The 22,589-nt window shown below is 70.6% G+C and carries 21 protein-coding genes; 7 read left to right on the top strand and 14 right to left on the bottom strand.

The window, feature by feature from the left end; genetic code table 11:
• Nucleotides 1-212: 212 nt before the first annotated feature.
• Nucleotides 213-1,442 (top strand): non-homologous end-joining DNA ligase, encoded by a 1,230-nt coding sequence (gene ligD / locus ACK4LS_RS02620; protein WP_409712792.1) that lies wholly within the window; start codon nucleotides 213-215, stop codon nucleotides 1,440-1,442.
• 177 nt (nucleotides 1,443-1,619) lie between these two features.
• Here ligD and ACK4LS_RS02615 read toward each other — a convergent pair whose 3' ends face one another.
• The 7 genes from ACK4LS_RS02615 to guaB all read right to left on the bottom strand — a co-directional run bounded on the left by ACK4LS_RS02615 (nucleotide 1,620) and on the right by guaB (nucleotide 10,104).
• The gene (locus ACK4LS_RS02615; RefSeq protein ID WP_409712802.1) at nucleotides 1,620-2,984 is read right to left on the bottom strand and encodes a glycosyltransferase; all 1,365 of its coding nucleotides are present in this window, start codon (nucleotides 2,982-2,984) and stop codon (nucleotides 1,620-1,622) included.
• A gap of 309 nt (nucleotides 2,985-3,293) precedes the next feature.
• Entirely contained in the window at nucleotides 3,294-4,874 is a 1,581-nt protein-coding gene (gene guaA, locus ACK4LS_RS02610; protein WP_409712790.1) for a glutamine-hydrolyzing GMP synthase, read from the bottom strand.
• Nucleotides 4,871-5,392 carry a DUF3817 domain-containing protein gene (locus ACK4LS_RS02605; protein WP_409712788.1) on the bottom strand — a complete coding sequence of 174 codons (522 nt, stop codon included), beginning with the start codon at nucleotides 5,390-5,392 and terminating at the stop codon, nucleotides 4,871-4,873. Before ACK4LS_RS02605 ends, guaA begins: the two co-directional genes overlap by 4 nt.
• Before the next feature lie 10 nt (nucleotides 5,393-5,402).
• On the bottom strand, nucleotides 5,403-6,284 hold the full coding sequence (locus ACK4LS_RS02600; protein ID WP_409712786.1) for an SURF1 family protein: 882 nt from the start codon (nucleotides 6,282-6,284) through the stop codon (nucleotides 5,403-5,405).
• Between the two features lie 13 nt (nucleotides 6,285-6,297).
• Nucleotides 6,298-7,413: a GuaB3 family IMP dehydrogenase-related protein gene (locus tag ACK4LS_RS02595; RefSeq protein WP_409712800.1), complete on the bottom strand. Its 1,116-nt coding sequence runs from the start codon at nucleotides 7,411-7,413 to the stop codon at nucleotides 6,298-6,300.
• A gap of 15 nt (nucleotides 7,414-7,428) precedes the next feature.
• A complete protein-coding gene (locus tag ACK4LS_RS02590) occupies nucleotides 7,429-8,115 on the bottom strand; it encodes a TMEM175 family protein (protein WP_409712784.1) in 687 nt (228 codons plus the stop codon).
• Between the two features lie 486 nt (nucleotides 8,116-8,601).
• Nucleotides 8,602-10,104: an IMP dehydrogenase gene (guaB, locus tag ACK4LS_RS02585; RefSeq protein ID WP_409712782.1), complete on the bottom strand. Its 1,503-nt coding sequence runs from the start codon at nucleotides 10,102-10,104 to the stop codon at nucleotides 8,602-8,604.
• A 304-nt stretch (nucleotides 10,105-10,408) separates the two neighbouring features.
• Here guaB and ACK4LS_RS02580 point away from each other — a divergent pair, with 304 nt between their 5' ends.
• From ACK4LS_RS02580 to ACK4LS_RS02560, 5 genes are read left to right on the top strand one after another with little or no spacing between them, the layout of a single operon-like run.
• Nucleotides 10,409-11,707 (top strand): branched-chain amino acid ABC transporter permease, encoded by a 1,299-nt coding sequence (locus ACK4LS_RS02580; protein WP_409712780.1) that lies wholly within the window; start codon nucleotides 10,409-10,411, stop codon nucleotides 11,705-11,707.
• A gap of 11 nt (nucleotides 11,708-11,718) precedes the next feature.
• Nucleotides 11,719-12,699: a branched-chain amino acid ABC transporter permease gene (locus tag ACK4LS_RS02575; protein WP_409712778.1), complete on the top strand. Its 981-nt coding sequence runs from the start codon at nucleotides 11,719-11,721 to the stop codon at nucleotides 12,697-12,699.
• A complete protein-coding gene (locus ACK4LS_RS02570; RefSeq protein WP_409712776.1) occupies nucleotides 12,692-13,624 on the top strand; it encodes an ABC transporter ATP-binding protein in 933 nt (310 codons plus the stop codon). The genes ACK4LS_RS02575 and ACK4LS_RS02570 overlap by 8 nt, the downstream gene beginning before the upstream one ends.
• The gene (locus tag ACK4LS_RS02565) at nucleotides 13,624-14,406 is read left to right on the top strand and encodes an ABC transporter ATP-binding protein (RefSeq protein WP_409712774.1); all 783 of its coding nucleotides are present in this window, start codon (nucleotides 13,624-13,626) and stop codon (nucleotides 14,404-14,406) included. Before ACK4LS_RS02570 ends, ACK4LS_RS02565 begins: the two co-directional genes overlap by 1 nt.
• A gap of 38 nt (nucleotides 14,407-14,444) precedes the next feature.
• Nucleotides 14,445-15,251 (top strand): hypothetical protein, encoded by an 807-nt coding sequence (locus ACK4LS_RS02560; protein ID WP_409712772.1) that lies wholly within the window; start codon nucleotides 14,445-14,447, stop codon nucleotides 15,249-15,251.
• Between the two features lie 129 nt (nucleotides 15,252-15,380).
• Here the strand turns inward: ACK4LS_RS02560 and ACK4LS_RS02555 are convergent, their stop codons facing one another.
• The 3 genes from ACK4LS_RS02555 to groES all read right to left on the bottom strand — a co-directional run bounded on the left by ACK4LS_RS02555 (nucleotide 15,381) and on the right by groES (nucleotide 18,333).
• Nucleotides 15,381-16,661 carry an ABC transporter substrate-binding protein gene (locus ACK4LS_RS02555; protein ID WP_409712770.1) on the bottom strand — a complete coding sequence of 427 codons (1,281 nt, stop codon included), beginning with the start codon at nucleotides 16,659-16,661 and terminating at the stop codon, nucleotides 15,381-15,383.
• Between the two features lie 250 nt (nucleotides 16,662-16,911).
• Nucleotides 16,912-17,853 (bottom strand): EamA family transporter RarD, encoded by a 942-nt coding sequence (gene rarD / locus ACK4LS_RS02550; protein WP_409712768.1) that lies wholly within the window; start codon nucleotides 17,851-17,853, stop codon nucleotides 16,912-16,914.
• A 183-nt stretch (nucleotides 17,854-18,036) separates the two neighbouring features.
• Nucleotides 18,037-18,333: a co-chaperone GroES gene (gene groES / locus ACK4LS_RS02545; protein ID WP_039394204.1), complete on the bottom strand. Its 297-nt coding sequence runs from the start codon at nucleotides 18,331-18,333 to the stop codon at nucleotides 18,037-18,039.
• 132 nt (nucleotides 18,334-18,465) lie between these two features.
• Here groES and ACK4LS_RS02540 point away from each other — a divergent pair, with 132 nt between their 5' ends.
• The gene (locus ACK4LS_RS02540; RefSeq protein ID WP_409712765.1) at nucleotides 18,466-19,653 is read left to right on the top strand and encodes a THUMP-like domain-containing protein; all 1,188 of its coding nucleotides are present in this window, start codon (nucleotides 18,466-18,468) and stop codon (nucleotides 19,651-19,653) included.
• 149 nt (nucleotides 19,654-19,802) lie between these two features.
• Here the strand turns inward: ACK4LS_RS02540 and ACK4LS_RS02535 are convergent, their stop codons facing one another.
• Genes ACK4LS_RS02535 through tsaB form a run of 4 tightly spaced genes read right to left on the bottom strand, consistent with a single transcriptional unit; the run spans nucleotide 19,803 to nucleotide 22,547 of the window.
• Complete coding sequence (locus tag ACK4LS_RS02535) at nucleotides 19,803-20,225, bottom strand: hypothetical protein (RefSeq protein WP_409712763.1); 423 nt, start codon at nucleotides 20,223-20,225, stop codon at nucleotides 19,803-19,805.
• The gene (tsaD, locus tag ACK4LS_RS02530) at nucleotides 20,222-21,322 is read right to left on the bottom strand and encodes a tRNA (adenosine(37)-N6)-threonylcarbamoyltransferase complex transferase subunit TsaD (RefSeq protein WP_409712761.1); all 1,101 of its coding nucleotides are present in this window, start codon (nucleotides 21,320-21,322) and stop codon (nucleotides 20,222-20,224) included. The genes ACK4LS_RS02535 and tsaD overlap by 4 nt, the downstream gene beginning before the upstream one ends.
• Nucleotides 21,322-21,915 (bottom strand): ribosomal protein S18-alanine N-acetyltransferase, encoded by a 594-nt coding sequence (gene rimI, locus ACK4LS_RS02525; RefSeq protein ID WP_409712759.1) that lies wholly within the window; start codon nucleotides 21,913-21,915, stop codon nucleotides 21,322-21,324. Before rimI ends, tsaD begins: the two co-directional genes overlap by 1 nt.
• Nucleotides 21,912-22,547 carry a tRNA (adenosine(37)-N6)-threonylcarbamoyltransferase complex dimerization subunit type 1 TsaB gene (tsaB, locus tag ACK4LS_RS02520; RefSeq protein WP_409712757.1) on the bottom strand — a complete coding sequence of 212 codons (636 nt, stop codon included), beginning with the start codon at nucleotides 22,545-22,547 and terminating at the stop codon, nucleotides 21,912-21,914. The genes rimI and tsaB overlap by 4 nt, the downstream gene beginning before the upstream one ends.
• Between the last annotated feature and the right edge of the window lie 42 nt (nucleotides 22,548-22,589).

Below are 22,589 nucleotides of genomic sequence, written 5' to 3'. Positions count from 1 at the left end.
CCCCCCGCCGCCCCGCCGCCCCCCCGCGTCCCCACCACCCCCGCCCGCCCCGCGAAACGGTCCGGGTGTCTTGGACACTCGCTCGGTGCCCGCGGCACCGGGTCCGCCGCGCCCGCGTGTGTCACCACGCCGGGGCGATGCCCCTGCACCCCACCCGGACATCCCGCCGCAAGGGGTGCCGCCCCCGCGCGCCCCGGCACTAGCCTCGCGGCATGAGCCCCGCCAAGACCCCGGCCGAGATCCTCGACGTCGACGGGCACGAGGTACGCGTCACCAGCCCCGACCGCGTGGTGTTCCCCGAGCCGGGCCTGACCAAGCTCGATCTCGTGCGCTACTACCTCACGGTCGCCGAGGGCGCCCTGCGCGGCGCGGGCGGACGCCCCATGGTGCTCAAGCGCTTCTCGAAGGGCCTCGGTCAGGAGCCGTTCTTCCAGAAGCGCGTGCCCGAGAACCACCCCGCGTTCATCGACACCGCGACCCTTCACTACGCCTCCGGCACGTCGGCCGAAGAGACGGTGATCCGGGATGCCGCGGGGCTGGCGTGGGTCGTCAACCTCGGCTGCCTCGACCTCAACCCGCACCCCATCCGCGCGGAAGACCTCGACCACCCCGACGAACTCCGCGTCGACCTCGACCCCATGCCGGGGGTCGACTGGGCCCAGATCGTCGACGTCGCGTTCATCGCGCGCGAGGTTCTCCAGGATCACGGGCTCGTCGGCTGGCCGAAGACCTCGGGCTCCCGCGGGCTCCACATCCTCGCGCGCATCCGCCCCGAGTGGGAGTACGCCGACGTGCGCCTCGCCGCCGAGACCCTCGCTCGCGAGGTCGAGAACCGCGCGCCCGGGCTCGCGACAGCCCGCTGGTGGAAGGAGGAGCGCGGCGAGAGCGTCTTCGTCGACTTCAATCAGAACGCCAAGGACCGCACGGTCGCCTCCGCGTACTCGATCCGTGCGCTCCCCGACGCCCGCGTCTCCACCCCGCTCACGTGGGACGAGGTGCGCGACCGACGCCCCGAGGAGTTCACCGTGCTGACCGTGCCTGAGCGCTTCCGCACGATCGGCGACCCGCACGCCGGCATCGACGAGGCCGCGGGCTCGCTCGACGCCCTCCTCGCACTCGCGAGAGAACTCGGTCCCGCCGAGAAGCCGCCCCGCGGCTCCGACGGCTCCGGTCGCCGCGCCTCCGCCATGCCGCTCATCGAGGTCGCGCGCACCAAGACGAAGCCCGAGGCGCTCGATGCCCTCGAAACCTGGAAGCAACGGCATCCCGAGGCTTCCGCCGCCCTGCATCCCGCCGACGTTCTCGTCGACGGAATGCGCGGGTCGAGCTCGCTCTGGTACCGCGTGCGCGTCAACCTGCAGCACGTCCCGGATGCCGAGCGCCCGCCGCAGGAGGAACTGATCGCCGACTACGACCCCTGGGCGGGCCGTTCGGCATCCTGATCCGTCAGGGAGCCCCACGTGGGCGATGCCGGAGCGGGAGGACCGTCGAGACCTCCGCCGAAGCGGAACGTCCCGGCGAGCTCTGCGTGACGAATCCCGATGCGCCCGCAACCGTGCGGACGGCCGCGCGGCACCGCGCCGCGTACCGCCGACCGGGGAGCGCCGTCGTGGGCCTCGTCAGCGACGCCGCGGCCGCGACAAGGCCTCGCCGCACGCCGCCGCCAGGTTCTGCATGGCTCGCGCGGGGCTCAAGGTCGTCGCCGCGTTGAGCGCCTCGGTCGACAGGCGCTCCCGTGTCTCGGCATCCACGAGCACGCGCACGAGGGCGGCCACCAGTGCATCCTCGTCGCCGTCGGGAACGAGGATGCCACCGCCCCCGGCGAGCATGTCACGCGGTCCGTAACGGATGTCCCACGCCACCACCGGCGTCCCGTGCGCGAGGGCTTCCGCGAGCGCGAGCCCCTGCCCCTCGAAGGCCGACGTCGTCAGGTAGACGGCCGCGCGGTCGAGCACGGCGCCCGGATCGGTCGTGAGGCCCGGGAGCGCCACGCGTTCGCCGAGCCCCAGATCGGCGACGAGTCGCTCGAGCTCGCCGCGCTGCGCACCCTCGCCCCAGAGTTCCAGTCGCGCCTCGGGCACCTCCGCCACCACTCGCGCGAACGCGCGGATCGCGTGCGCGAGACGCTTGCCCGGCGCCAATCGGCCGAGCACGACGACGAGTCCGGCCTCTCGCCCGGTCGACGGGACGATCACCTCGGGACCGCTCACCGCGTGCGGGACGACCAGATCATGGGCGATCGGGCCGAACCTGTCGCGGACGTCGCAGCGCTGGTAGTCGGTCGGCCACAGCACGGCGTCGAAACGCGGCGCGATCTGGAACCACCGCGTCCACAGCGCGTTGAGGTCGGAGTCGTCACGGTACGGCGGCTCGAGGTGGATCGTGTGCACGGTGTGCAGGATCCGCACGTCGTCGTCGCCCCACCCCACGATCAGCTCGCCGAGCTGCCGCGACTCGCAGATCACGACGACCGGTCGCTCCACCTCGGCGCGCAGGTCCGCCGCGACGTGGGTCAACCACGCCCGGTACAGCGCGCCGAACCCGGCGACGACGCCGACGGGTTCGCCCGCGGCATCCCGGATGACGATCGGCTCGGTCGTGAGGTGCCAATCGGGATGGGCGATCTGCGGCAGCGCCACCGCTCCGCCCGCGACGTCGCGGTACTCCCGCTCCGGATCGGCCTGGCCCGGCTGCGCCGCCGCACGCAGCCAGGGGGCTGCTCCCCCGTCGGGCGCGACGGCCTCGTCGAACAGGTTGCGGAACACCTCGGATGCCGCGGCCGCCCCCCGCTCGACGAAGGTCGCGCGATGGTGGACGTGGGCTTCGGGGGTCGCGGGGTCGACGGTCAGCAGCAGCGTGGACGCCCCGGCCTCGCTCATCTGCTGCGCCCGCGCGAGCGTCGAGATCGTGTAGCCCCCGTCGAGGTCGGGCACGAGCCGACTCGAGAGCACGAGGTACCACGCGTCGGGAAAACCGGCGTTCATCACGCCCCCATCCTCCCCCAGGCGCTCCTCGCACCCCGTTCCCCCCGCCGATCGCGAAGGCGCCCGCCCCCGCCTCGGTGACGACACAGCGACGACGCCGCCGTCCGGCGGAGGGGTGTCGTCTTCGAGTCGATCGGGGAAGGGGCCCGCTCTCTCCTCATAACCCTCCGCGGACCGACAGAGCGGCGACGACGCCGGACGGCGAAGGGGCACCGTCTCCGGGTCGATCGGGGGAGGGGCCCCGCTCTCGACCCGGAGGCGGTGCCCCGAAGCCGACCGACGTCGTCGGCGCGGGAGCAGGCGTGACGCCTACTCCCATTCGATCGTCCCCGGCGGCTTCGACGTCACGTCGAGCACGACACGGTTGACGTCGCGCACCTCGTTGGTGATGCGGTTCGAGATCCTCGACAGCACGTCGTACGGCAGACGCGTCCAGTCGGCCGTCATCGCGTCCTCACTCGACACGGGGCGCAGCACGATGGGGTGGCCGTACGTGCGGCCATCGCCCTGCACGCCGACCGAGCGCACGTCGGCGAGCAGCACGACGGGGCACTGCCAGATCTCGTTGTCGAGTCCGGCCTTGGTCAGCTCGGCGCGGGCGATGGCGTCGGCCTCACGCAGGATCTCGAGACGGTCAGCGGTGACCTCGCCCACGATGCGGATGCCAAGACCGGGCCCCGGAAAGGGCTGACGGCCGACGATCGCTTCGGGCAGACCCAGTTCGCGGCCGATCGCGCGCACCTCGTCTTTGAAGAGCGTGCGCAGCGGCTCGACGAGCTCGAACTGCAGGTCTTCGGGGAGGCCGCCCACGTTGTGGTGGCTCTTGATGTTGGCCGTGCCCGCGCCGCCGCCGGACTCGACGACGTCGGGGTAGAGCGTGCCCTGCACGAGGAAGCGCACCTGCTCGCCCTCGGCCGCGGCCTCGGCGACGAGGTCGGCCTGCACCTTCTCGAACGCGCGGATGAACTCGCGGCCGATGATCTTGCGCTTCTGCTCGGGGTCGCTGACGCCGGCGAGGGCGTTCAGGAACGTCTCACGCGCGTCGACGGTGATGAGCTTCACCCCGGTGGAGGCGACGTAGTCGTTCTCGACCTGCTCGCGCTCGCCCTTGCGGAGCAGCCCGTGGTCGACGAACACGGCGATGAGCTGGTCGCCCACGGCCTCGTGCACGAGGGCGGTCGACACGGCGGAGTCGACACCCCCCGACAGCGCGGAGATGACGCGGCCCGTTCCGACCTGCTGGCGGATGCGCTCGACCTGCTCGGCGATGACGTTGCCGCTGTTCCAGTCGGCGGGCAGACCCGCGGCCTTGTGCAGGAAGTTCTCGATCACGTTCTGCCCGTGGTCGGAGTGCTTGACCTCGGGATGCCACTGCACGCCGTACATGCGTCGGGTGTCGTTCGCGAAGGCGGCGACGGGCGTGTGCGCGGTGCGGGCGAGCACCTCGAACCCCTCGGGAGCGCGCGAGACCTGGTCGCCGTGGCTCATCCACACGTTCTGGTCGGCGGGCTGGCCCTGCAGCAGGGTGCCCTCGGTGACCACCGTGGCATCCGTCGCGCCGTACTCGCGCAGGCCCGTGTTGGCGACCTCGCCGCCGAGCGCCTTCGCCATGACCTGGAAGCCGTAGCAGATGCCGAGCGTGGGCACGTCGAGATCGAACACGCCGGTGTCGAGACCGGGCGCGCCGTCTTCGTACACCGACGACGGACCGCCGGAGAGGATGATGCCGACGGGGTTCTTCGCCGCGATCTCGTCGGCCGAAGCGGTGTGCGGCACGATCTCGCTGTAGACGCCGGCCTCACGCACACGTCGTGCGATCAGCTGCGCGTACTGGGCGCCGAAATCGACGACGAGGACGGGGCGCTGGGACGTTTCGGTCTGTTCGGTCACCGGTTGCCCTCCGGGGCGGAGACGGGAGCGGAGGCCAGGGCGGCCTCCCGCTCGGCGAGGTAGGCGCGCACGCCGCGGGCGGTGCGCACCTCGAGGATGAAGGAGAGGAACGGCACCACGCCGCCGAGGGCGAGGAAGACGAACCGACGGAACGGCCACCGCATGAGGCTCCAGACGCGGAAGCACGAGATGAGGTAGACGACGTAGAACCAGCCGTGGGCGACGAGGATCGCGAGCGAGACGTTCACGCCGTCACCGGTGGACAGGATGTCGCAGCCGTTGCCGCCGGGGACGAACAGCGAGAACCACTGGCAGTCGGGGCCGGGCACGGCATCCGCGAACCACAGGAAGCCACCGGATCCGCCGAGGAACAGCTCCACGTGAAGGGGCGTGTACTTCAGGACCATCTCGGCGACCAGCAGAAGCAGGCCGATACCGGTGATGATCGAGCAGATCTGGTAGAACTTCAGGGCTCCGCGGATCGCCGGGAACGAGGCGAGCTTGGGGGCGCGGGGCATGGGTGCAAGTCTAGTCGCGGGCGGCGGAGGCCCCCGCCGCGGAGTCTCCCGCGAGGGCTTCGGCCTGCTCGTCTTCGAGGTCTTCCACTTCTTTCTCCCACGCGTCGCGGGCGAGGCGGTACCAGAGGTAGAGCGCGAAGCCGGCGAAGATCGCCCACTCCGCGGCGTAGAAGATGTTGAGCCAGTTCACACGCGAGCGCTCGTCGGGCGCGGGGGACGCGATGGCGTCGAGCGGACCGATCGGCGCCTGCGAGGTGACGAACTGCCGGTACACATCGAGACCGGCCGTGTCGTGCCAGCGGCCCAACAGCATCGCAGGTGACATGCGCGTGAGCGTCTGCGGGTCGGCACCCGACGGCGGGACGGCCGCCCCCTCGTCCGAGATGAGACGTCCCGTGACCTCGACCACGGCCGTCGGCTCGGTCTGGGCCTGGCGGCGGAGCTCCTCGGCGGCCGCGTTCGCGGCATCCCACGATGACGTCCAGCCGGTGGCCACGGCGATCGAGGTGGGCTGCGCCGTTCCCTCCACGCGCAGCTGACCCGTGACCCAGTAGCCCTCGACGTCGTTGTTGAATCGCGACGACACCACGATGAAGTCGGATGCCACCCACGTGCCGCGCACCTCGACCCGCTGCCCCACGAGGGGTTCGGGAAGGTAGTCCCCCGGCTGCACGACGTCGTCGAGCGGGCGGACGATCTCGGTCTGACCCGGCTCGGGCGGCGAGGTGTCGACCGCGCGACCGAGCTGCCACTGCCCCAACCAGGCCAGCACACCGGCGACGACCAACGAGAACGCCAAGAGCGCGATCCACCGCGGTCGCAGCATCACCTCCCGCAGGGTGGGCGGGAAGATCTGCGCCTGCGGGGACGCGGTCGCGGGGGTCGACGTCATGCGGTCTCCGGCGTCAGTGACCGTAGGGGGCGACGACGACCTCGACGCGCTGGAACTCCTTGAGGTCGGAGTATCCGGTGGTGGCCATCGACTTGCGCAGAGCGCCGATGAGATTCGCGGTGCCGTCGGCGACGGGGGCCGGGCCGTAGAGGACCTGCTCGAGCGGACCCACCCGATCGACGGCGACGCGACGACCGCGCGGAAGCTTGGGGTGGTGCGCCTCGGGGCCCCAGTGGAAGCCGCGACCGGGGGCGTCGGTCGCCCGTGCCAGCGCGACTCCGAGCATCACGGCGTCGGCGCCCATGGCCAGGGCCTTCACGATGTCGCCCGAGGTGCCCACTCCGCCATCGGCGATGACGTGCACGTAGCGTCCGCCCGACTCGTCGAGGTAGTCGCGACGCGCGCCCGCGACGTCGGCCACCGCGGTGGCCATCGGCGCGTGCAGGCCGAGGGTGGCCCGCGTGGTGGATGCCGCTCCCCCGCCGAAGCCGACGAGCACACCGGCCGCTCCCGTGCGCATGAGGTGCAACGCCGCGGTGTAGGTGGCGGCGCCGCCGACGATCACGGGGACGTCGAGGTCGTAGATGAACTTCTTGAGGTTCAGCGGCTCGGCGACGCTGGAGACGTGCTCCGCCGAGACGGTCGTGCCGCGGATCACGAAGAGGTCGACACCGGCCGCGACCACGGTCTCGTAGAGGTCGTGCGTGCGCTGGGGGGTGAGGGCACCGGCGACGGTGACGCCCGCGGCGCGCACCTCGGCGAGGCGATCGCGCACGAGCTCGGGCTTGATGGGCTCGGAGTAGAGCTCCTGCATGCGGCGGGTCGCATCGGCCTCGGGGAGGGTCGCGATCTCGGCGAGCAGCGGCTCGGGGTCGTCGTAGCGCGTCCACAGACCCTCGAGGTCGAGGACGCCGAGTCCGCCGAGGCGTCCCAGCTCGATCGCGGTGCGCGGGCTGACCACGGAGTCCATCGGGGCACCGAGGACCGGGATCTCGAACGGGAACGCGTCGATGGTCCACGCGGTCGAGACGTCTTCGGGGTTACGCGTGCGCCGCGACGGCACGACGGCGATGTCGTCGAAGGTGTAGGCGCGGCGGGCGCGCTTGGCGCGGCCGAGGTCGATCTCCATGGTCACCCGACCAGCCTACCCGCGCCCCTCGCCCTCGCCGTCGGTTGCTCCACGCTCGTGAGGAGTCGTGACCGGCGGAGAGACCGGCGCGTCGGCTCCGCGCAGCAGCCGGGTCAGCGGACCGTCGAGGGCGAACAACACGAACCCGATCGAGCCGAGCCACGGACTGAGGAGCATGGCCGCACCGCTGATCACGACCGCGCTGATGCTGGCCCGCCCCAGTCGGCGGGCGTCGGCCGGCGACAGATCGACGATGGCGCCGGAGCGCACCGCCCAGACCCACTGCAGCCAGCCGAGCACGATCGCGAGGAAGAAGTTGACCGGGAGGAGCACCCTTCCGAGCAGGAAGTCGCTGTAGGTGGTGTCGAGCGACGAGGTGAAGGGCACCAGCACGATCAAGAGGAGCCGAACGTTGTTGATCCACATGCCCGCGTCGTCGATGCGCACGATCCACTCGAATTGGCGCACGTGCGTCATCCACATCACGCAGAGGATGAGGAAACTGATGACGAACGAGAAGAGCGGATGCGTCAGGCCGAGGAGCCCCGCGACCAGATCGTCATCGGTGCGAACGGCGCCCAGCGACTGATCCGTCAGCCCCAGCACCAGGAGCGTCGCCGCGATGGCGAACACCCCGTCGGTGAACGCCTCGGCGCGCCGCGTCGAGACGGATGCCTCGGGGTGACTCCTCCGTCCGATCATGCGCACAGCGTATCCCCGCGCGCGAAAGGCGAAGGGGGCCGGGCGTCGCTCTGCCCGGCCCCCTGGCCTGCTGCCGGTCGTTGCCTGCCGCCGGTCGACACCGCGTCATCGCCGCGCTAGTTCCACCGCCTCGGAGAGACTTGCGACGACGCACCCGAGCGCGCCCGCGCCCCGGAGGACGAGCCCCGCCGGCCAGACGGTGATCGACGCACCGGCATACGTGTCGGAAGCGCTCGCCACCCAGGTGTCCACGTGACCGAGCGCCGAGACCCACCCGCCACGCACACGTCGACGAGCACCATCGCTGTCGCCGTTCTCTTCATCGTCGAGCCCTTCTCCGAGAAGGAGCATGTTCACATCCCCCACCGGCAGACGAAAGAGCAGGCGAGCGAAGCCCACGAGACCTCGCGAGATCCCACCAGGCGGTTCACCCACGCACGACGAAGGGCCGGGCAGTACCTTGCCCGGCCCTTCGCGAGATGCGCGTTACTTCTTGTAGTTCGGCGCCTCGACGACGATCTGCACGTCGTGCGGGTGCGACTCCTTCAGCCCCGCCGAGGTGATGCGCACGAACTTGCCCCTGGCCTTGAGCTCCTCGACGGTGCGCGCACCGACGTAGAACATCGACTGGCGCAGTCCGCCGATGAGCTGATACGCGACCGCCGCCACCGGCCCACGGTAGGGGACCTGCCCCTCGATGCCCTCGGGGATGAGCTTGTCGTCGCTGGGCACGTCGGCCTGGAAGTACCGGTCCTTCGAGTAGGAGGTCTTCTTGCCGCGCGTCTGCAGCGCGCCCAGCGAGCCCATGCCGCGGTACTGCTTGAACTGCTTGCCGCCCTGGAAGACGATCTCGCCCGGCGACTCGTCGGTGCCGGCCAAGAGGGAGCCGAGCATCACGGTGTCGGCACCGGCGACGAGCGCCTTGGCGATGTCACCGGAGTACTGCAGGCCGCCGTCGGCGATGACGGGGACTCCCGCGGGGATCGCCGCCTGCGCGGCCTCGTAGATGGCGGTGACCTGGGGGACGCCCACGCCGGCGACCACGCGGGTGGTGCAGATCGAGCCCGGCCCGACGCCGACCTTGACGGCGTCCACGCCCGCGTCGATGAGCGCCTGAGCGCCCTCGCGGGTGGCGACGTTGCCGCCGATGACGTCGATGTGGTCGAAGGACGCGTCGGCCTTGAGACGACGCACGATGTCGATCACGCCCGCCGACTGGCCGTTGGCGGTGTCGACGACGAGCACGTCGACGCCGGCGTCGCGCAGCGCTTCGGCACGCTGCCAGGCGTCGCCGAAGAAGCCGATCGCCGCACCGACGCGCAGGCGCCCATGGTCGTCCTTGGTGGCGAGGGGGTACTTCTCGCTCTTGTCGAAGTCCTTGATGGTGATGAGGCCCGCGAGCTTGCCGTTCTCGTCGACCAGCGGCAGCTTCTCGACGCGGTGCTTCGCGAAGGTCGCGATGACGTCGTTGGCGTGGATGCCGACGTGACCGGTGATGAGGCCCTCTTTGGTCATCACGTCTTTCACGAGGGTGGTCTGCCGCTCGAAGCCCGAGACGAAGCGCATGTCGCGGTTGGTGATGATGCCCACGAGCACCCCGTCGGCGTCGACGACGGGAAGACCGGAGATGCGGTACTGCGCACACATCGCGTCGACCTCGGCCACGGTGGCATCCGGGGTGGTCGTGATGGGGTCGGAGACCATGCCCGACTCGCTGCGCTTGACCTGATCGACGATGCCGGCCTGATCCTCGATCGAGAGGTTGCGGTGCACGATGCCGATGCCGCCCTGACGGGCGATGGCGATCGCCATACGGGCTTCGGTGACGGTGTCCATGGCGCTCGACAGCAGCGGGGTGGCCACCGTGATGCGGCGGGTCAGTCGCGACGACGTGTCGGCCTCGCTCGGGATGACGTCGGTGTGCCCCGGCAGGAGCAGGACGTCGTCGTAGGTCAGTCCGATGAAACCGAAGGGGTCGTGCTGCTCCATGGATCCTCCTGCGCACGCGGCGCCTGCTCGATATAAGGACGACGTCGGCCGGGGCGCCGTGAAGCGCTCCGACTCGAATTCTAAAGCGTCGGAGGGCGCGGAATTGTTCCCGCGGCACCCGGCCGCCATGCGCAGTCGGCAAGACACGGTTCGCTAACGACGCGTCCCGCGAAACACCCGCGACACATTACGCTCGTAGCGTCGACCGTCGAAGCTGACGGGACGACATCGTCAGCGCTGCCGAACTGGAGACTCCGTGGGTCATTCCTCCCCCACCGCGATACGATCGCGCACCATATCCCGCATGGCCGTCGTCGTCTCGCTCCTCGCGAGCGCGGTCGCCGTCCTGAGCCTGTTTTTCGCGACACCCGCGAACGCCCAGACCACGCCCGCACCGACCCCCGCCGCCTCGGCGGGCACCGGCGACGTCTCGACCCAGTACTCCATCGGAGGCATCATCCGGGCCGACGACGAGCCGGTGGAGGGCGTCGAGGTCAGTGTCGAGGGCTCCGGGTTCTCGGAGATCGGCACGACGGGCGCCGACGGTCGCTGGGCGGTCGCTGTCCCCGGGCCGGGCGCCTACACGGCGACGCTGCAGGTCGACACGCTGCCCGACGGCGTCGCCCCGCGCGACCCCGACAACGTCACGCGCGACGTGACCATCGGCACGACCAACACGGTCAACGTGCTCTTCCCCACCGGTGAGGGCACGGCCGCGGCCGGCTCCATCTGGGACACGTTGTTCTCGCGCTTCTTCTACGGCCTGAACTTCGGCCTGCTGCTGGCGCTGGCCGCCATCGGCATCTCGCTGATCTTCGGCACGACCGGCGTGAACAACTTCGCGCACGGCGAGATGCTCACCTTCGGCGCGATCATCTTCTACGTCTTCACCGCGATGGGGTGGAACCTCCTCCTCGCGATCCTGCTGACGGTGGCCCTCTCGGCCGCCCTCGGATGGACGCAGGATGCCGTGCTGTTCAAACCGTTGCGAAAGCGCGGCGTCGGGCTCGTGCAGGTGCTCATCGTGACGATCGGCCTCTCGATCGTCCTGCGCTACCTGTACCTGTACTTCTTCGACGGCGGCACGCGCAACATCGACACCGGCATCACCGACAACGTCACCATCGGTCCGGTGACGGTGACGCTGACCTCGATCATCAGCATGGGCGTCAGCATCGTGATGCTCGCTTTCGTGGCGTACTTCCTGACCCGCACCCGCATCGGCAAGGCCACGCGCGCCGTCAGCGACAACGCATCGCTCGCCTCCGCGTCCGGCATCAACGTCGACCGCGTCATCCGCATCGTCTGGGTGCTGGCCGGGGCCCTGACCGGTCTGTCCGGTGTGCTTTACGGCCTGTACCGCGGCGTCACGTGGGACATGGGCTTCGCGATCCTGCTGCTGCTGTTCGCGGCCGTGACCCTCGGCGGTCTCGGCAGCGCCTTCGGCGCGCTCGTCGGATCGCTCATCATCGGCATCATCACGGAGTTGTCGACCATCGTCATCCCACCCGACCTCCGGTACGCGGTGGCCCTGATCGTGCTCATCGGCGTGCTGCTGTTCCGGCCGCAAGGTGTGCTCGGTCGTAAAGAGCGGATCGGCTGAGGAAGAACGACATGGACTGGCTTTCGATCTTCAACAACGCCGCGGGCGAGCTCATCAGCCCGACCACCGCGGCCTACGCCCTCGCCGCCATCGGCCTCAGCGTGCACTTCGGCTACGCCGGATTGCTCAACTTCGGTCAGGCGGGCTTCATGGCCGTCGGCGCCTACGCCTTCGCCATCGCGACCCTGTCGTTCGCGGCGCCCGTGTGGCTCGCGATCCTCGTCGCGATCGTCGCGTCGGTGCTCTTCGCCTTCCTCCTCGGCATCCCGACCCTGCGGCTGCGGGCCGACTACCTGGCGATCGTGACGATCGCCGCGGCCGAGATCGTGCGGTACGTGGTCTCCACGGTGGGTCTGACCGACCTCACCGGTGGATCCCAGGGCCTGAACGGCTACAACCGCGAGTTCCAGGCGATCAACCCCCTGCCGGCCGGCACGTACGGCATCGGCCCGTGGACCTACTCCGCGAACGACTGGTGGGTGCGCCTGTTCGGGTGGGGCCTGGTCATCATCGCGACGATCCTCGTGTTCCTGCTCATGCGCAGCCCCTGGGGCCGCGTGGTCAAGGGCATCCGTGAAGACGAGGACGCCGTGCGCAGCCTCGGCAAGAACGTGTACTCCTACAAGATGCAGGCCCTCGTCCTCGGTGGCGTCATGGGCGGACTCGCGGGTGTGGTGTTCATCCTCCCCCGCGCCGTGCAGCCGGGAAACTACGGCACGGCCCTGACGTTCTTCATCTGGACCGCGCTCCTCCTCGGTGGAGCGGCCACGCTCCTGGGCCCGATCGTGGGCTCCATGCTCTTCTGGGTTCTGCTCTCGCTGTCGAACGGCATCATCGTGGGCCTGCGCGACGTCGGCATCCTGGGCTTCATGTCCAGCACGCAGACGGGCCAGGTGCGCTTCATCCTCGTCGGCATCGGACTGATGCTCCTCGTGATCTTCCGACCACAGGGCATCTTCGGCAACAAGAAGGAGCTGTCGTTCAATGTCTGACACGACCGTCACCCATCCTCTCGTCAAGGGAGAGGTCCGACCCGGCTGCGAGAAGGTCGACCCGATCGTCGTCGCCGACAGCGTCACGCGCCAGTTCGGCGGTCTCAAGGCCGTCGACGTCGAGCACCTCGAGATCCCGCGCGGGCAGATCACCGCCCTCATCGGACCGAACGGCGCCGGCAAGACGACGCTGTTCAACCTGCTCACCGGTTTCGACAAGCCGAACACCGGTCGCTGGAGCTTCGAGGGCTCGAACCTCGCCAGCGTCCCCGCGTTCAAGGTGTCGCGCCGCGGCATGGTGCGTACGTTCCAGCTGACGAAGTCGCTCGGTCGCCTGACCGTGCTGCAGAACATGCTGCTCGGCGCCCGGGGGCAGAAGGGCGAGAACCTGTTCCGCGCCCTGATCCCCGGCATCTGGCGCTCGCAGGAAGCCGCCAACACCGCGCGGGCCGACGACCTGCTGCGCCGGTTCAAGCTGGACGCCAAGCGCGAGGACTTCGCCGCGTCGCTCTCGGGCGGTCAGCGCAAGCTCCTCGAGATGGCGCGCGCGCTGATGAGCGACCCCAAGCTCGTCATGCTCGACGAGCCGATGGCCGGTGTGAACCCCGCTCTGACGCAGAGCCTCCTGGGCCACATCCTCGACCTCAAGAAGGAGGGCATGAGCGTGCTCTTCGTCGAGCACGACATGCACATGGTCCGCCACATCTCCGACTGGGTCGTCGTCATGGCCGAGGGACGCGTGGTGGCCGAGGGCCCGCCCGAGACCGTCATGAGCGACCAGGCCGTCATCGACGCCTACCTCGGCGCGCACCATGACACCGACCTGGGCGACATGTCCACCTCGCAGCTCGAGACCATCCAGGCCGAGGCCGCCGCGGAAGCGGAAGCAGAGCTCATCGCCGACGAGAAGGACGGGAAGCTCTGATGACCGACACCGCCACCCCCACCCGCACCGCGGTGCTGCGCACCGACGACCTGGTCGCCGGTTATCTGCCCGGGGTCAACATCCTCAACGGCTGCACCGTCGACGCCTACCAGGGCGACCTGATCGGCATCATCGGCCCGAACGGCGCGGGCAAGTCGACGCTGCTCAAGGCCATCTTCGGCCAGGTCAAGATCCGTGGCGGCGCTGTACTGCTCAACGGTGAGGACATCACCGCGCTCAAGGCCGACAAGCTCGTCGGCAAGGGCGTCGGCATGGTGCCGCAGAACAACAACGTGTTCCCCAGCCTGTCGATCGAGGAGAACCTGCAGATGGGGCTCTTCCAGCGCCCCAAGGTCTTCGCCGAGCGGTTCGAGTTCGTCTCGGGCCTGTTCCCCGAGCTGGCCAAGCGTCGCCGTCAGCGCGCCGGGTCACTCTCCGGTGGTGAGCGCCAGATGGTCGCCATGGGACGCGCGCTCATGATGGATCCCTCGGTGCTCCTGCTCGACGAGCCCTCGGCCGGTCTCTCCCCCGTGCGCCAGGACGAGACATTCCTTCGTGTGGCGGAGATCAACCGCGCCGGCGTGACCATCATCATGGTCGAGCAGAACGCCCGCCGCTGCCTGCAGATCTGCCACCGCGCCTACGTGCTCGACCAGGGCAAAGACGCGTACACCGGCACCGGGCGCGAGCTGCTCACCGATCCCCGGGTCATCGAGCTCTACCTCGGCACCCTCGCCGCCGATGAGGACGCCAAGCGCGACCGCAAGGAGCCCGAGGCCTGACCCGACGCCGATATGCCGCGAGTGCGGCGCTCACCCTGGTGGGCGCCGCACTCGCGGCATGTTCGGCCACGACACCACCGGCTCCCACCGTCGAGGTCGAGCTCGTGCAGCAACGCGGTGACATCATCGCCGAGCGGGTGCAGCTGCGGGTGACGAACACCTCGGACGCCGCGGTGACCGTGACGAGCGCGACCCTGTCGTCGCCGGTCCTCCACGGCCCGGGCAGCGGATCGACCTCGCGCCCCGTGACCATCCGGCCGGGGCGCACCACCGATCTTCCGGTGCCCCTGCCACCGGTGCGGTGCATCGACGCGGCTCCCGACACGGATGCCGGTGCGGAAGCGGAGCTCCGTCTGGACGACGGCCGGGGTCCGCGCGAGGCCACCCTGCCGGTCGCCGACCGACTCGGCGTGCTCGCACGCCTGGGCGCGGGCCAGTGCGACCGTGCGGCCCTCGCGGCCGTGGCGCGCATCTCGGCGACCGCGGTGACGCCCTCGGTCGACGGCTTCGCCGGCCTGGTCCTCTCGATCGAGCCGGCGGGCGATGCGGCCGGCAGCCTCGAGCTCACGTCGCTGCGCGGCACTCCCCTGCTGCGCTTCGCCGCGGGGCCGGAAGCGCCCCTCGGACTCTTCGTCGCAAGCCGGGACGAGCCCTCGACCCTCACCGTGCCGGTCACCCCCATCCGCTGCGACGCACACGCCATCGCCGAGGACAAGGTGGGGACGAGGTTCGATCTCGTCGCGGTGGTCGAGGGGCGGGAGATCGTCGTCCCCCTCGAGCGCTCGGACGCGGTGGCGGCGGCCCTGCTCGACTTCACCGCGAAGACCTGCGGTCTCACGCCCTAGCGCCTCCCGCGCCGGGGCGGCGACGTCACTCGGGGTCGCACGTTCGGCATCCCCGCGGGTCCGGCATCCGCTCGCAACGCGAAGGGGCCCGGATCCTCGCGGATCCGGGCCCCTCCCGTGGATGTCAGGTCACTCGTTGAGCGAGCCGAACTCCGTGTTGAGCAGCGTGTACTTGTTGTCGGCGCCGTACTGGTAGATACCGATGTACGCCTCGGTCGGGTCACCGTTCTCGTCGAAGGTGATCGGGCCGGAGACACCGTCGTAGTCGACATCGGTGCCGTCGTTGATCAGCGCGAGGCAGTCGGCGAAGGTGGTGCACTTCTCGCCACCTTCGGAGACCGACTGCATGTTGTCGCGGATGGCCGTGCCCGAGTCGTCCTTGGCCTGAGCCGCGGCGAGGGCCGCGACGATCACGGCGTCGTAGGACTCCGGCGCGTAGCTGAAGTCGGTCAGCGCGGGGTCGACCTCCTTCAGGCGGGCCTGGAAGTCGGTGTCGGCGGGGTTGCCGGGCAGGGTGCCCTTGGCGCCCTCGAGCGTGCCGGCCGGGAACTCGTACGAGTTCGACAGGTTGCCGTCGACGAAGTACACCTTCGACGCCGCGTAGCCCTGGGTGCTGACGAGCTGCGGGATGATCGAGGAGGTCTCCTCGAAGGCGATGATGGCGACCGCGTCGGGCTGAGCGGCGAGCACCTGGTCGACCTGCGAGGTGAAGACCGTGTCACCCGGGTTGTAGGGAACCGCGACCGAGACCTCGCCGCCGGCGGCCTCGATGGCCGTGGTGGCGTTGTCCTTCAGGCCGATGCCGTAGGGGTCGTTGATGTAGATGATGCCGACGTTGGCCGCGCCGTCGCCGACCATCAGGTTGCCCAGCACGCGGCCCTGCAGCACGTCGGACGGCGCGGTGCGCCAGTAGTACCCGTCGTCGGCGTAGGTGGTGAAGTCGGGCGAGGTGTTGGCCGGCGAGATCTGCACGACACCGGCGTTGACCAGCTGGTCGACGAAGGTGAACGAGACGCCCGAGGAGGCGGCGCCGATGACGACGTCTGCACCGGCATCGACGAGCTCGGTGGCCGACTGCGTGGCGATGTCGGTCGTGGTGTCACCCGAGTCGCGCTCGGTCAGCTCGGTCGTGAACGGGAAAGCGTCACCCGTGGCTTCGATGTCCTGGACGGCCAGCTTGACACCCGCGACCTCGGGCGGGCCGAGGAAGGCGAGGTTACCCGTGGCGGGCAGGATCGTGCCGACGTGGAAGGTGCCGTCGGCCTCGGACACGGCGCCACCACCGGACGATGCGCTGGGCGCGGCTTCGCTGCCGCCGCCTGTGCATCCGGCGAGGACGAGCGCGCTGGCGCCGACCAGGGCGATACCGCCGAGGACCTTGCCGGCGCGCGTACGCGTGAAGACGTTCATAGTGCTCCTTGCTGTGAATGAACGTTGGGCGACCCATCGGGTCACCTGGTGTCCTAAACCTAATCGGGTGCAGGTTTTCCGCGTGTTGCCGTTCGTTAACGATGTGAGTCACCGCGATCACGGCCCGATAACGACGCTGGACGTGCGATCACGCGGTGCACTAGGGGTCGTCCGCGAACGTCCTCGAAACGCAGCATCCGGCCGCCGTGCCCACCCCGCGTCCGGAAGGGGTCCGGAAGGTCGTCCGGCCTCAGACGGGCGCGGCGACGTCGTCGACGACGCGGCGGTGCCGACGAGAGGCCACGATCGAGTCGACGCTGAGGATGACCAGAGCCAGCCACACCAGCCCGAAACCGATCCAACGCTCCAGCGTCATGGGCTCGTGGAGCACCCACACCCCGATCGCGAACTGGATGATCGGGGCGACGAACTGCAGCAGCCCGATCACCGTGAGCGGCACCCGACGGGCGCCGGAGGCGAACAGCAACAACGGCACCGCGGTCACGGCCCCGGCGAGCAGGAGCAGCACGGTGTGGAGCACCCCCGCCGTTCCGAGCGTGATGCCGGTGATGTTCGCGACGAGGACCAGCTGGATCGCGGCGACCGGCAGCAGCCAGAGAGATTCGAGCGTGAGTCCGCTCACGGCATCCACGGACGGGCCGATCTGCTTCTTGACCAGGCCGTAGAACCCGAAGGAGAAGGCGAGTGTCAGCGCGATCCACGGGAAGGCGCCGTAGCCGAGCACGATCACCACGACGGCCACGACCGCGATACCCACGGCGATCCACGGGATCAGGCGCAGCCGCTCGCGCAGCACGATGACACCGAGCAGGACCGTCACGATCGGGTTGATGAAGTAGCCGAGGCTCGTCTCGATGACGTGGCCGGTCAGAGCACCGAACAGGTACGTCTGCCAGTTGACGTAGATCAGGACGCCGGCGAGCGCGGTGAGGGCCATCAGCCGGGGCTGTCGCACGATCGCCAGGAACGGGCGCCACATGCGCAACACGCTCAGCAGCAGCAGGCAGAAGACGAACGCGAGGATGATGCGCCACGCGACCACCTCGAACGGGCCGGTCGGCTTGAGCTGCAGGAAGTAGATGGGCAGCACGCCCCACAGCAGGTACGCGCCCAATGCGTACAGGGCACCGCGGGTGACCCCGCCGGTCGGAGCGGCAGGAGAGGGGGTCACCGACCCAGCCTACGCGCGCCGCCCTCCCCCGGGCCGCCGCACACCGGCGCATTCCTGCCAGTCCGTTCCGACGCCCGAAGCGGTCCCGACTTCCGGGACGGCCCGAGCTCGGGCGCGCGGGCTCCGGGCATGACGAAGGCCCCGGATGCCGTGGCATCCGGGGCCTTCGCGCGAGTCACGCGATCAGCGGACGACGACCGCCAGGACGTCGCGAGCCGAGAGCACGAGGTACTCGTCGGCGCCGAACTTGACCTCGGTGCCGCCGTACTTGCTGTAGAGCACGCGGTCACCGACGGCGACGTCGAGGGGGACACGGTTGCCGTTGTCGTCGATGCGGCCGGGGCCGACGGCGACGACTTCGCCCTCCTGCGGCTTCTCTTTGGCGGTGTCGGGGATGACGAGACCACTCGCGGTGGTCTGCTCAGCCTCGACCTGCTTGATGACGATGCGGTCCTCGAGCGGCTTGATGGAAACCGACACGGTCTACCTCTTCTTTCTCGTTACAGAAGACTTGTCAGCACTCACGCGGGGAGAGTGCTAATCCGAGTGTAGAGAAGGGCTGGCACTCACGCAACGCGAGTGCCAGCACAATCGCCCGCCTAGGCTGAATCGGTGGACACCACCGAGCTGACCGCCCTGCTCACGCCCGCGGGCCTGCGCCTGCTCGACGAGGTCGGGCCGATCGCGTCGACCGACGATGCGGCGCGCGCGGTCTCGCGGTTGCGGGCCGCGGGACATCCCCCCGAGCTGGTCTCGGCGGTGGTCGGGCAAGCGCGACTGCGAGTACGGGCGGAGGCGAAGTTCGGCGCCTTCGCCGATCGCATGCTGTTCACCCGCGCGGGGCTGGAGCAAGCGACCCGCCTGTCCATCGCAGCGCGTCATGCCGGGCGTTTCCGCGCGGCGGGAGTCGCGAGCGTGGCAGACCTCGGCTGCGGCATCGGCGGCGACGCCCTGGGGCTGGCGGGACTCGGCATCCGGGTGCACGCGGTCGACGCCGACGAGGTGACCGCGGCGATCGCCGCGTACAACCTGGCCCCCTTCGGCGAGACGGCGACGGTCGCGCACGCACGCGCCGAAGACGTCGACCTCGCGGGGACCGATGCCGTATGGCTCGACCCCGCGCGGCGCACGGCGGGTCACGCCGAGACGCGGCAGGTGTCGTCGGCCGAGTGGTCGCCGTCGCTGGAGTGGGTCTTCGCCCTTCTGCGGAACATCCCGGGCGGGGTCAAGCTCGGCCCGGGCTTCGATCGCACGCGGATCCCGGACGACGTCGAGGCGCAGTGGATCAGCGCCGACGGATCGACGATCGAACTCGTGCTGTGGTCGGGGCGCCTGGCCCAAGACGGGGTGCGCCGCGCGGCGCTCGTCGTGCGCGGCTCCGAGGCGTGGGAACTCACCGCCCCCGCGGACAGCCCGGACGCCCCGGAGCGCGAGCTCGGCGCCTTCGTGCACGAGCCCGACGGAGCGGTCATCCGCGCGCGCCTGATCGGTGAGATCGCGCGCTCCCTCGAGGCGGGGATGCTCTCACCCGGGATCGCGTACCTCACCTCCGACAGTCCGCTCACGAGCCCCTTCGTGTCGTCGTTCCGGGTGCGCGAGGAGCTGCCCGCCGATCCCAAGAAGCTCGCCCAGGCGCTGCGCGCCCGCGGCATCGGCACGCTCGAGATCAAGAAGCGCGGCGTCGACGTCGACCCCGCCGTGCTGCGTAAGAAGCTCGCTTTGCGCGGCGACGGGGCGGCCACGCTGCTGCTCACCCGGGTGGGTTCGAAGCGGCTGGCGCTGCTCGCCGACCGCGTCTGAGGCGCTCGGCGACGGGCCGGTCCGTTCGGCGCGTGCGTGCCGCCGCACCCCCGCGACCGCGAGGGGGCGACGCGGCGGACTCGCCGCCCCTCATGGACCGTGGCGCGAGCAGTGAGGTCGGCCCCGAGTGCATGCCCCGCGGGCGGCCGTCAGACCGCCAGCTGCGAGAAACCCCAGATCAGCCATCCCGCGCTGAAGGTGACCGCGAGCGACGAGAGAGCGAGGGCCCAGATCGCAGGCCGGCGACCGTCGTGGGGGCGACGCAGCGACACGATCGCGACGATCATCCCGATCACGCCCAGGGGCAGCAACCACCCCGTGATCAGCGACCCGACGAGCGCGACGACCGCCAGCGCGAGGGCCCACGGAGCCAGTGACGGCGGCGTCGGGGGCGCTGGCGGAACGTACGGGATCAGATGGTCGCCGAAGGCCGCCATCTCGAGCTGCGCCGTCGGCAGCCGCTCGGGGTCGTCGTCGTCGATCGCCGACGTCGGCGGGAGCGGCGGCAGGGCCGCGGCGGGACCGGGCTCGTCTTTGCGCGTGCGACGCGTGGGCGGAGAGGCCTCGCTCACGATGCCGATCCCGAGCGCGGCGTCGGGGGCTCGGCATCCGGATCCTCCGCCACCTGGATCTCGGTCACCGGGAGGGTGGAGTCGGCGCCGAAGCCCAGCGTCGAGGGACGCCGGCCCGACGCGATGAGCTCGGCCGCGAGGGCGGCGATCATCGCGCCGTTGTCGGTGCACAGGCGCAGCGGGGGGATGCGCACGGCGACGCCGGCGGCCGCGGCCCGCTCGAGGGCGACGTCGCGCAGGCGCTTGTTGGCGATGACCCCACCCCCCAGCAGCAGCCGGGGGACGCCGTAGCGGGCGCAGGCGTCGAGCGCCTTGGTGACGAGCACGTCGACGACGGCCTCCCGGAACGACGCCGCGACGTCGGCGACCGGTACCGGCTCACCCGCGGCCTCGTGCTGCTCGACCCAGCGCGCGACGGCCGTCTTGAGGCCGGAGAACGAGAAGTCGTAGCGGTGGGATGCCATGTCGGAGGCCCGCGAGAGCCCCCGGGGGAAGCGGATCGCGGTGGGGTCGCCCTCGGCGGCGGCGCGGTCGATCTCGGGGCCGCCGGGGTAGGGCAGTTTCAGCAGGCGCGCGACCTTGTCGAACGCCTCGCCGGCGGCGTCGTCCATCGTCTCGCCGAGGAGCTCGACATCGCTGGTGAGGTCGCGCACGAGAAGCAGCGAGGTGTGCCCGCCGCTCACGAGCAGGGCGACGGTGGGGTACTCGAGTTCGCCCGCGTCGGCGTCGAGGATGTCGGCGGCGATGTGACCCACGAGGTGGTTGACCGCGTAGAGCGGCTTGTCGAGGGCGACCGCCAAGCCCTTCGCCGCGCCGATGCCGACCATGAGCGCCCCCGCGAGCCCCGGACCGCTCGTCACGGCGACCGCGTCGATCTCGGCGAGCGACACTCCGGCCTCGGCGAGCGCGGCGTCGATCGAGGGTTGCAGCGCCTCGAGGTGGGCGCGCGCGGCGACCTCGGGGACGACCCCGCCGTAGCGGGCGTGCTCGTCCATGCTCGAGGCGATCGTGTTGCTCAACAGCCGGCGACCGCGAACGATCCCGATGCCGGTCTCGTCGCAGCTGGTCTCGATGCCGAGCACGAGGGGAGCGTTCATCAGCACCATCCCTTTCCGGTGGGCGAGGCCGCCGGGGCGCCGGTGCCGTCGGCGGGGGCGGCAGAGGGGTCGGCACCGGCGGCCGCGTCGGCCTCAGAAGTCCCGGCGTCCGTCGAGGACCCATCGTCGCCGCGGAGATGGGCCCACCCGCGCAGGTCGAGCTGCATGACGATCGCGTCGACGTCGTCGGGCTGGTAGTAGCGAGGACGGCGCCCGACCTCGGCGAAACCCTCCGACAGGTAGAGCTTCTGAGCGACGGGGTTGTCGGCGCGCACCTCGAGGAACACCTCGCGCACGTCACGGCGCACCGCCTCGTCGAGCAGCGTCGTCAACAGCGCGCGCCCGCGACCGCGACCCCGCGCGGCGCCGGAGATGGTGATGGTCTGGATGTCGGCATCCTGTGCCCCGCGCACCGCGCGCAGGCCCGCGTACCCCACGAGACGGCCGGCTTCCTCGACCACGACATACCAGCTGTGCGCGGACGCCAGCTCCTCGCGCATCATGGCCGCACTCCACGCGTCGGTGGGGAACGAGGCGCGCTCGAGGACCATGATCGCGTCGAGGTCGGCGGGCGTGGCCGGGCGCGTGGTCATCCGCTGACCCGCTTCGGCGCGTGGGCGGCGACCACGTCGGGGCTGCGCAGGTAGAGAGGCTCCGACCCGGCCAGGTCGCGGCCGGCGTCGAGGGCCCGAGCGGCGGCGAGGGCGATCATCGCGGCCGAGACGCTCGTGGCGTCGTAACGTCGCGCGCCGAGCTCGTCGAGGCGGGTGTCGAGGTCGTCGCGCGGGCTCAGGGCGGCCTCGGTCACCCGGAGAGGAAGGCCGTCGTCGTCGAGGCCGTCGTAGACGCTGTATGCGAACTCGCGACGACGGGCGTCGGTGACGACCGCGAAGCGATCCGTCTCGACTCCGGAGAGCGCGTCGCTCAGCAGCACCCCGAGCGCGACGCCGTCATGGCTGGGGACGGGAACGACCGGGATGCCCCGCCCGAGGGCGTAGACCCGCGCGGTCGCGATGCCCACGCGCAGCCCCGTGAAGGGACCGGGGCCCATGCCGATCGCGACGTGCGTGGGGGCCGGACCCGCCGATGCGGCACGCCGCAGCAGGTCGCCGATGACCTCGGCGTGGCCGAGGGGGTTCGCGCTCTGCTCGTCGGCGAGCACCTCGCCGTCGGGGGCGATCGCGGCGACGGCCGTGCCGAGCGAGGTGTCGATGCCGAGGATCACCGTTCCAGGGTATCCGCCGCCTCCGCCACCGCGTTCGTCGCG

Source organism: Microbacterium sp. (genome assembly GCF_046295495.1).
Lineage (GTDB): Bacteria > Actinomycetota > Actinomycetes > Actinomycetales > Microbacteriaceae > Microbacterium.
This window is presented reverse-complemented; position numbering and strand designations above follow the sequence as displayed.

Coding starts and splice junctions, on each gene's coding strand:
- ligD (WP_409712792.1), top strand. CDS start 213: ATGAGCCCCGCCAAGACCCCGGCCGAGATCCTCGACGTCGACGGGCAC.
- ACK4LS_RS02615 (WP_409712802.1), bottom strand. CDS start 2,984: ATGAACGCCGGTTTTCCCGACGCGTGGTACCTCGTGCTCTCGAGTCGG.
- ACK4LS_RS02605 (WP_409712788.1), bottom strand. CDS start 5,392: ATGCCCCGCGCCCCCAAGCTCGCCTCGTTCCCGGCGATCCGCGGAGCC.
- ACK4LS_RS02600 (WP_409712786.1), bottom strand. CDS start 6,284: ATGACGTCGACCCCCGCGACCGCGTCCCCGCAGGCGCAGATCTTCCCG.
- ACK4LS_RS02595 (WP_409712800.1), bottom strand. CDS start 7,413: ATGGAGATCGACCTCGGCCGCGCCAAGCGCGCCCGCCGCGCCTACACC.
- ACK4LS_RS02590 (WP_409712784.1), bottom strand. CDS start 8,115: ATGATCGGACGGAGGAGTCACCCCGAGGCATCCGTCTCGACGCGGCGC.
- guaB (WP_409712782.1), bottom strand. CDS start 10,104: ATGGAGCAGCACGACCCCTTCGGTTTCATCGGACTGACCTACGACGAC.
- ACK4LS_RS02580 (WP_409712780.1), top strand. CDS start 10,409: ATGGCCGTCGTCGTCTCGCTCCTCGCGAGCGCGGTCGCCGTCCTGAGC.
- ACK4LS_RS02575 (WP_409712778.1), top strand. CDS start 11,719: ATGGACTGGCTTTCGATCTTCAACAACGCCGCGGGCGAGCTCATCAGC.
- ACK4LS_RS02570 (WP_409712776.1), top strand. CDS start 12,692: ATGTCTGACACGACCGTCACCCATCCTCTCGTCAAGGGAGAGGTCCGA.
- ACK4LS_RS02565 (WP_409712774.1), top strand. CDS start 13,624: ATGACCGACACCGCCACCCCCACCCGCACCGCGGTGCTGCGCACCGAC.
- ACK4LS_RS02555 (WP_409712770.1), bottom strand. CDS start 16,661: ATGAACGTCTTCACGCGTACGCGCGCCGGCAAGGTCCTCGGCGGTATC.
- tsaD (WP_409712761.1), bottom strand. CDS start 21,322: ATGAACGCTCCCCTCGTGCTCGGCATCGAGACCAGCTGCGACGAGACC.
- rimI (WP_409712759.1), bottom strand. CDS start 21,915: ATGACCACGCGCCCGGCCACGCCCGCCGACCTCGACGCGATCATGGTC.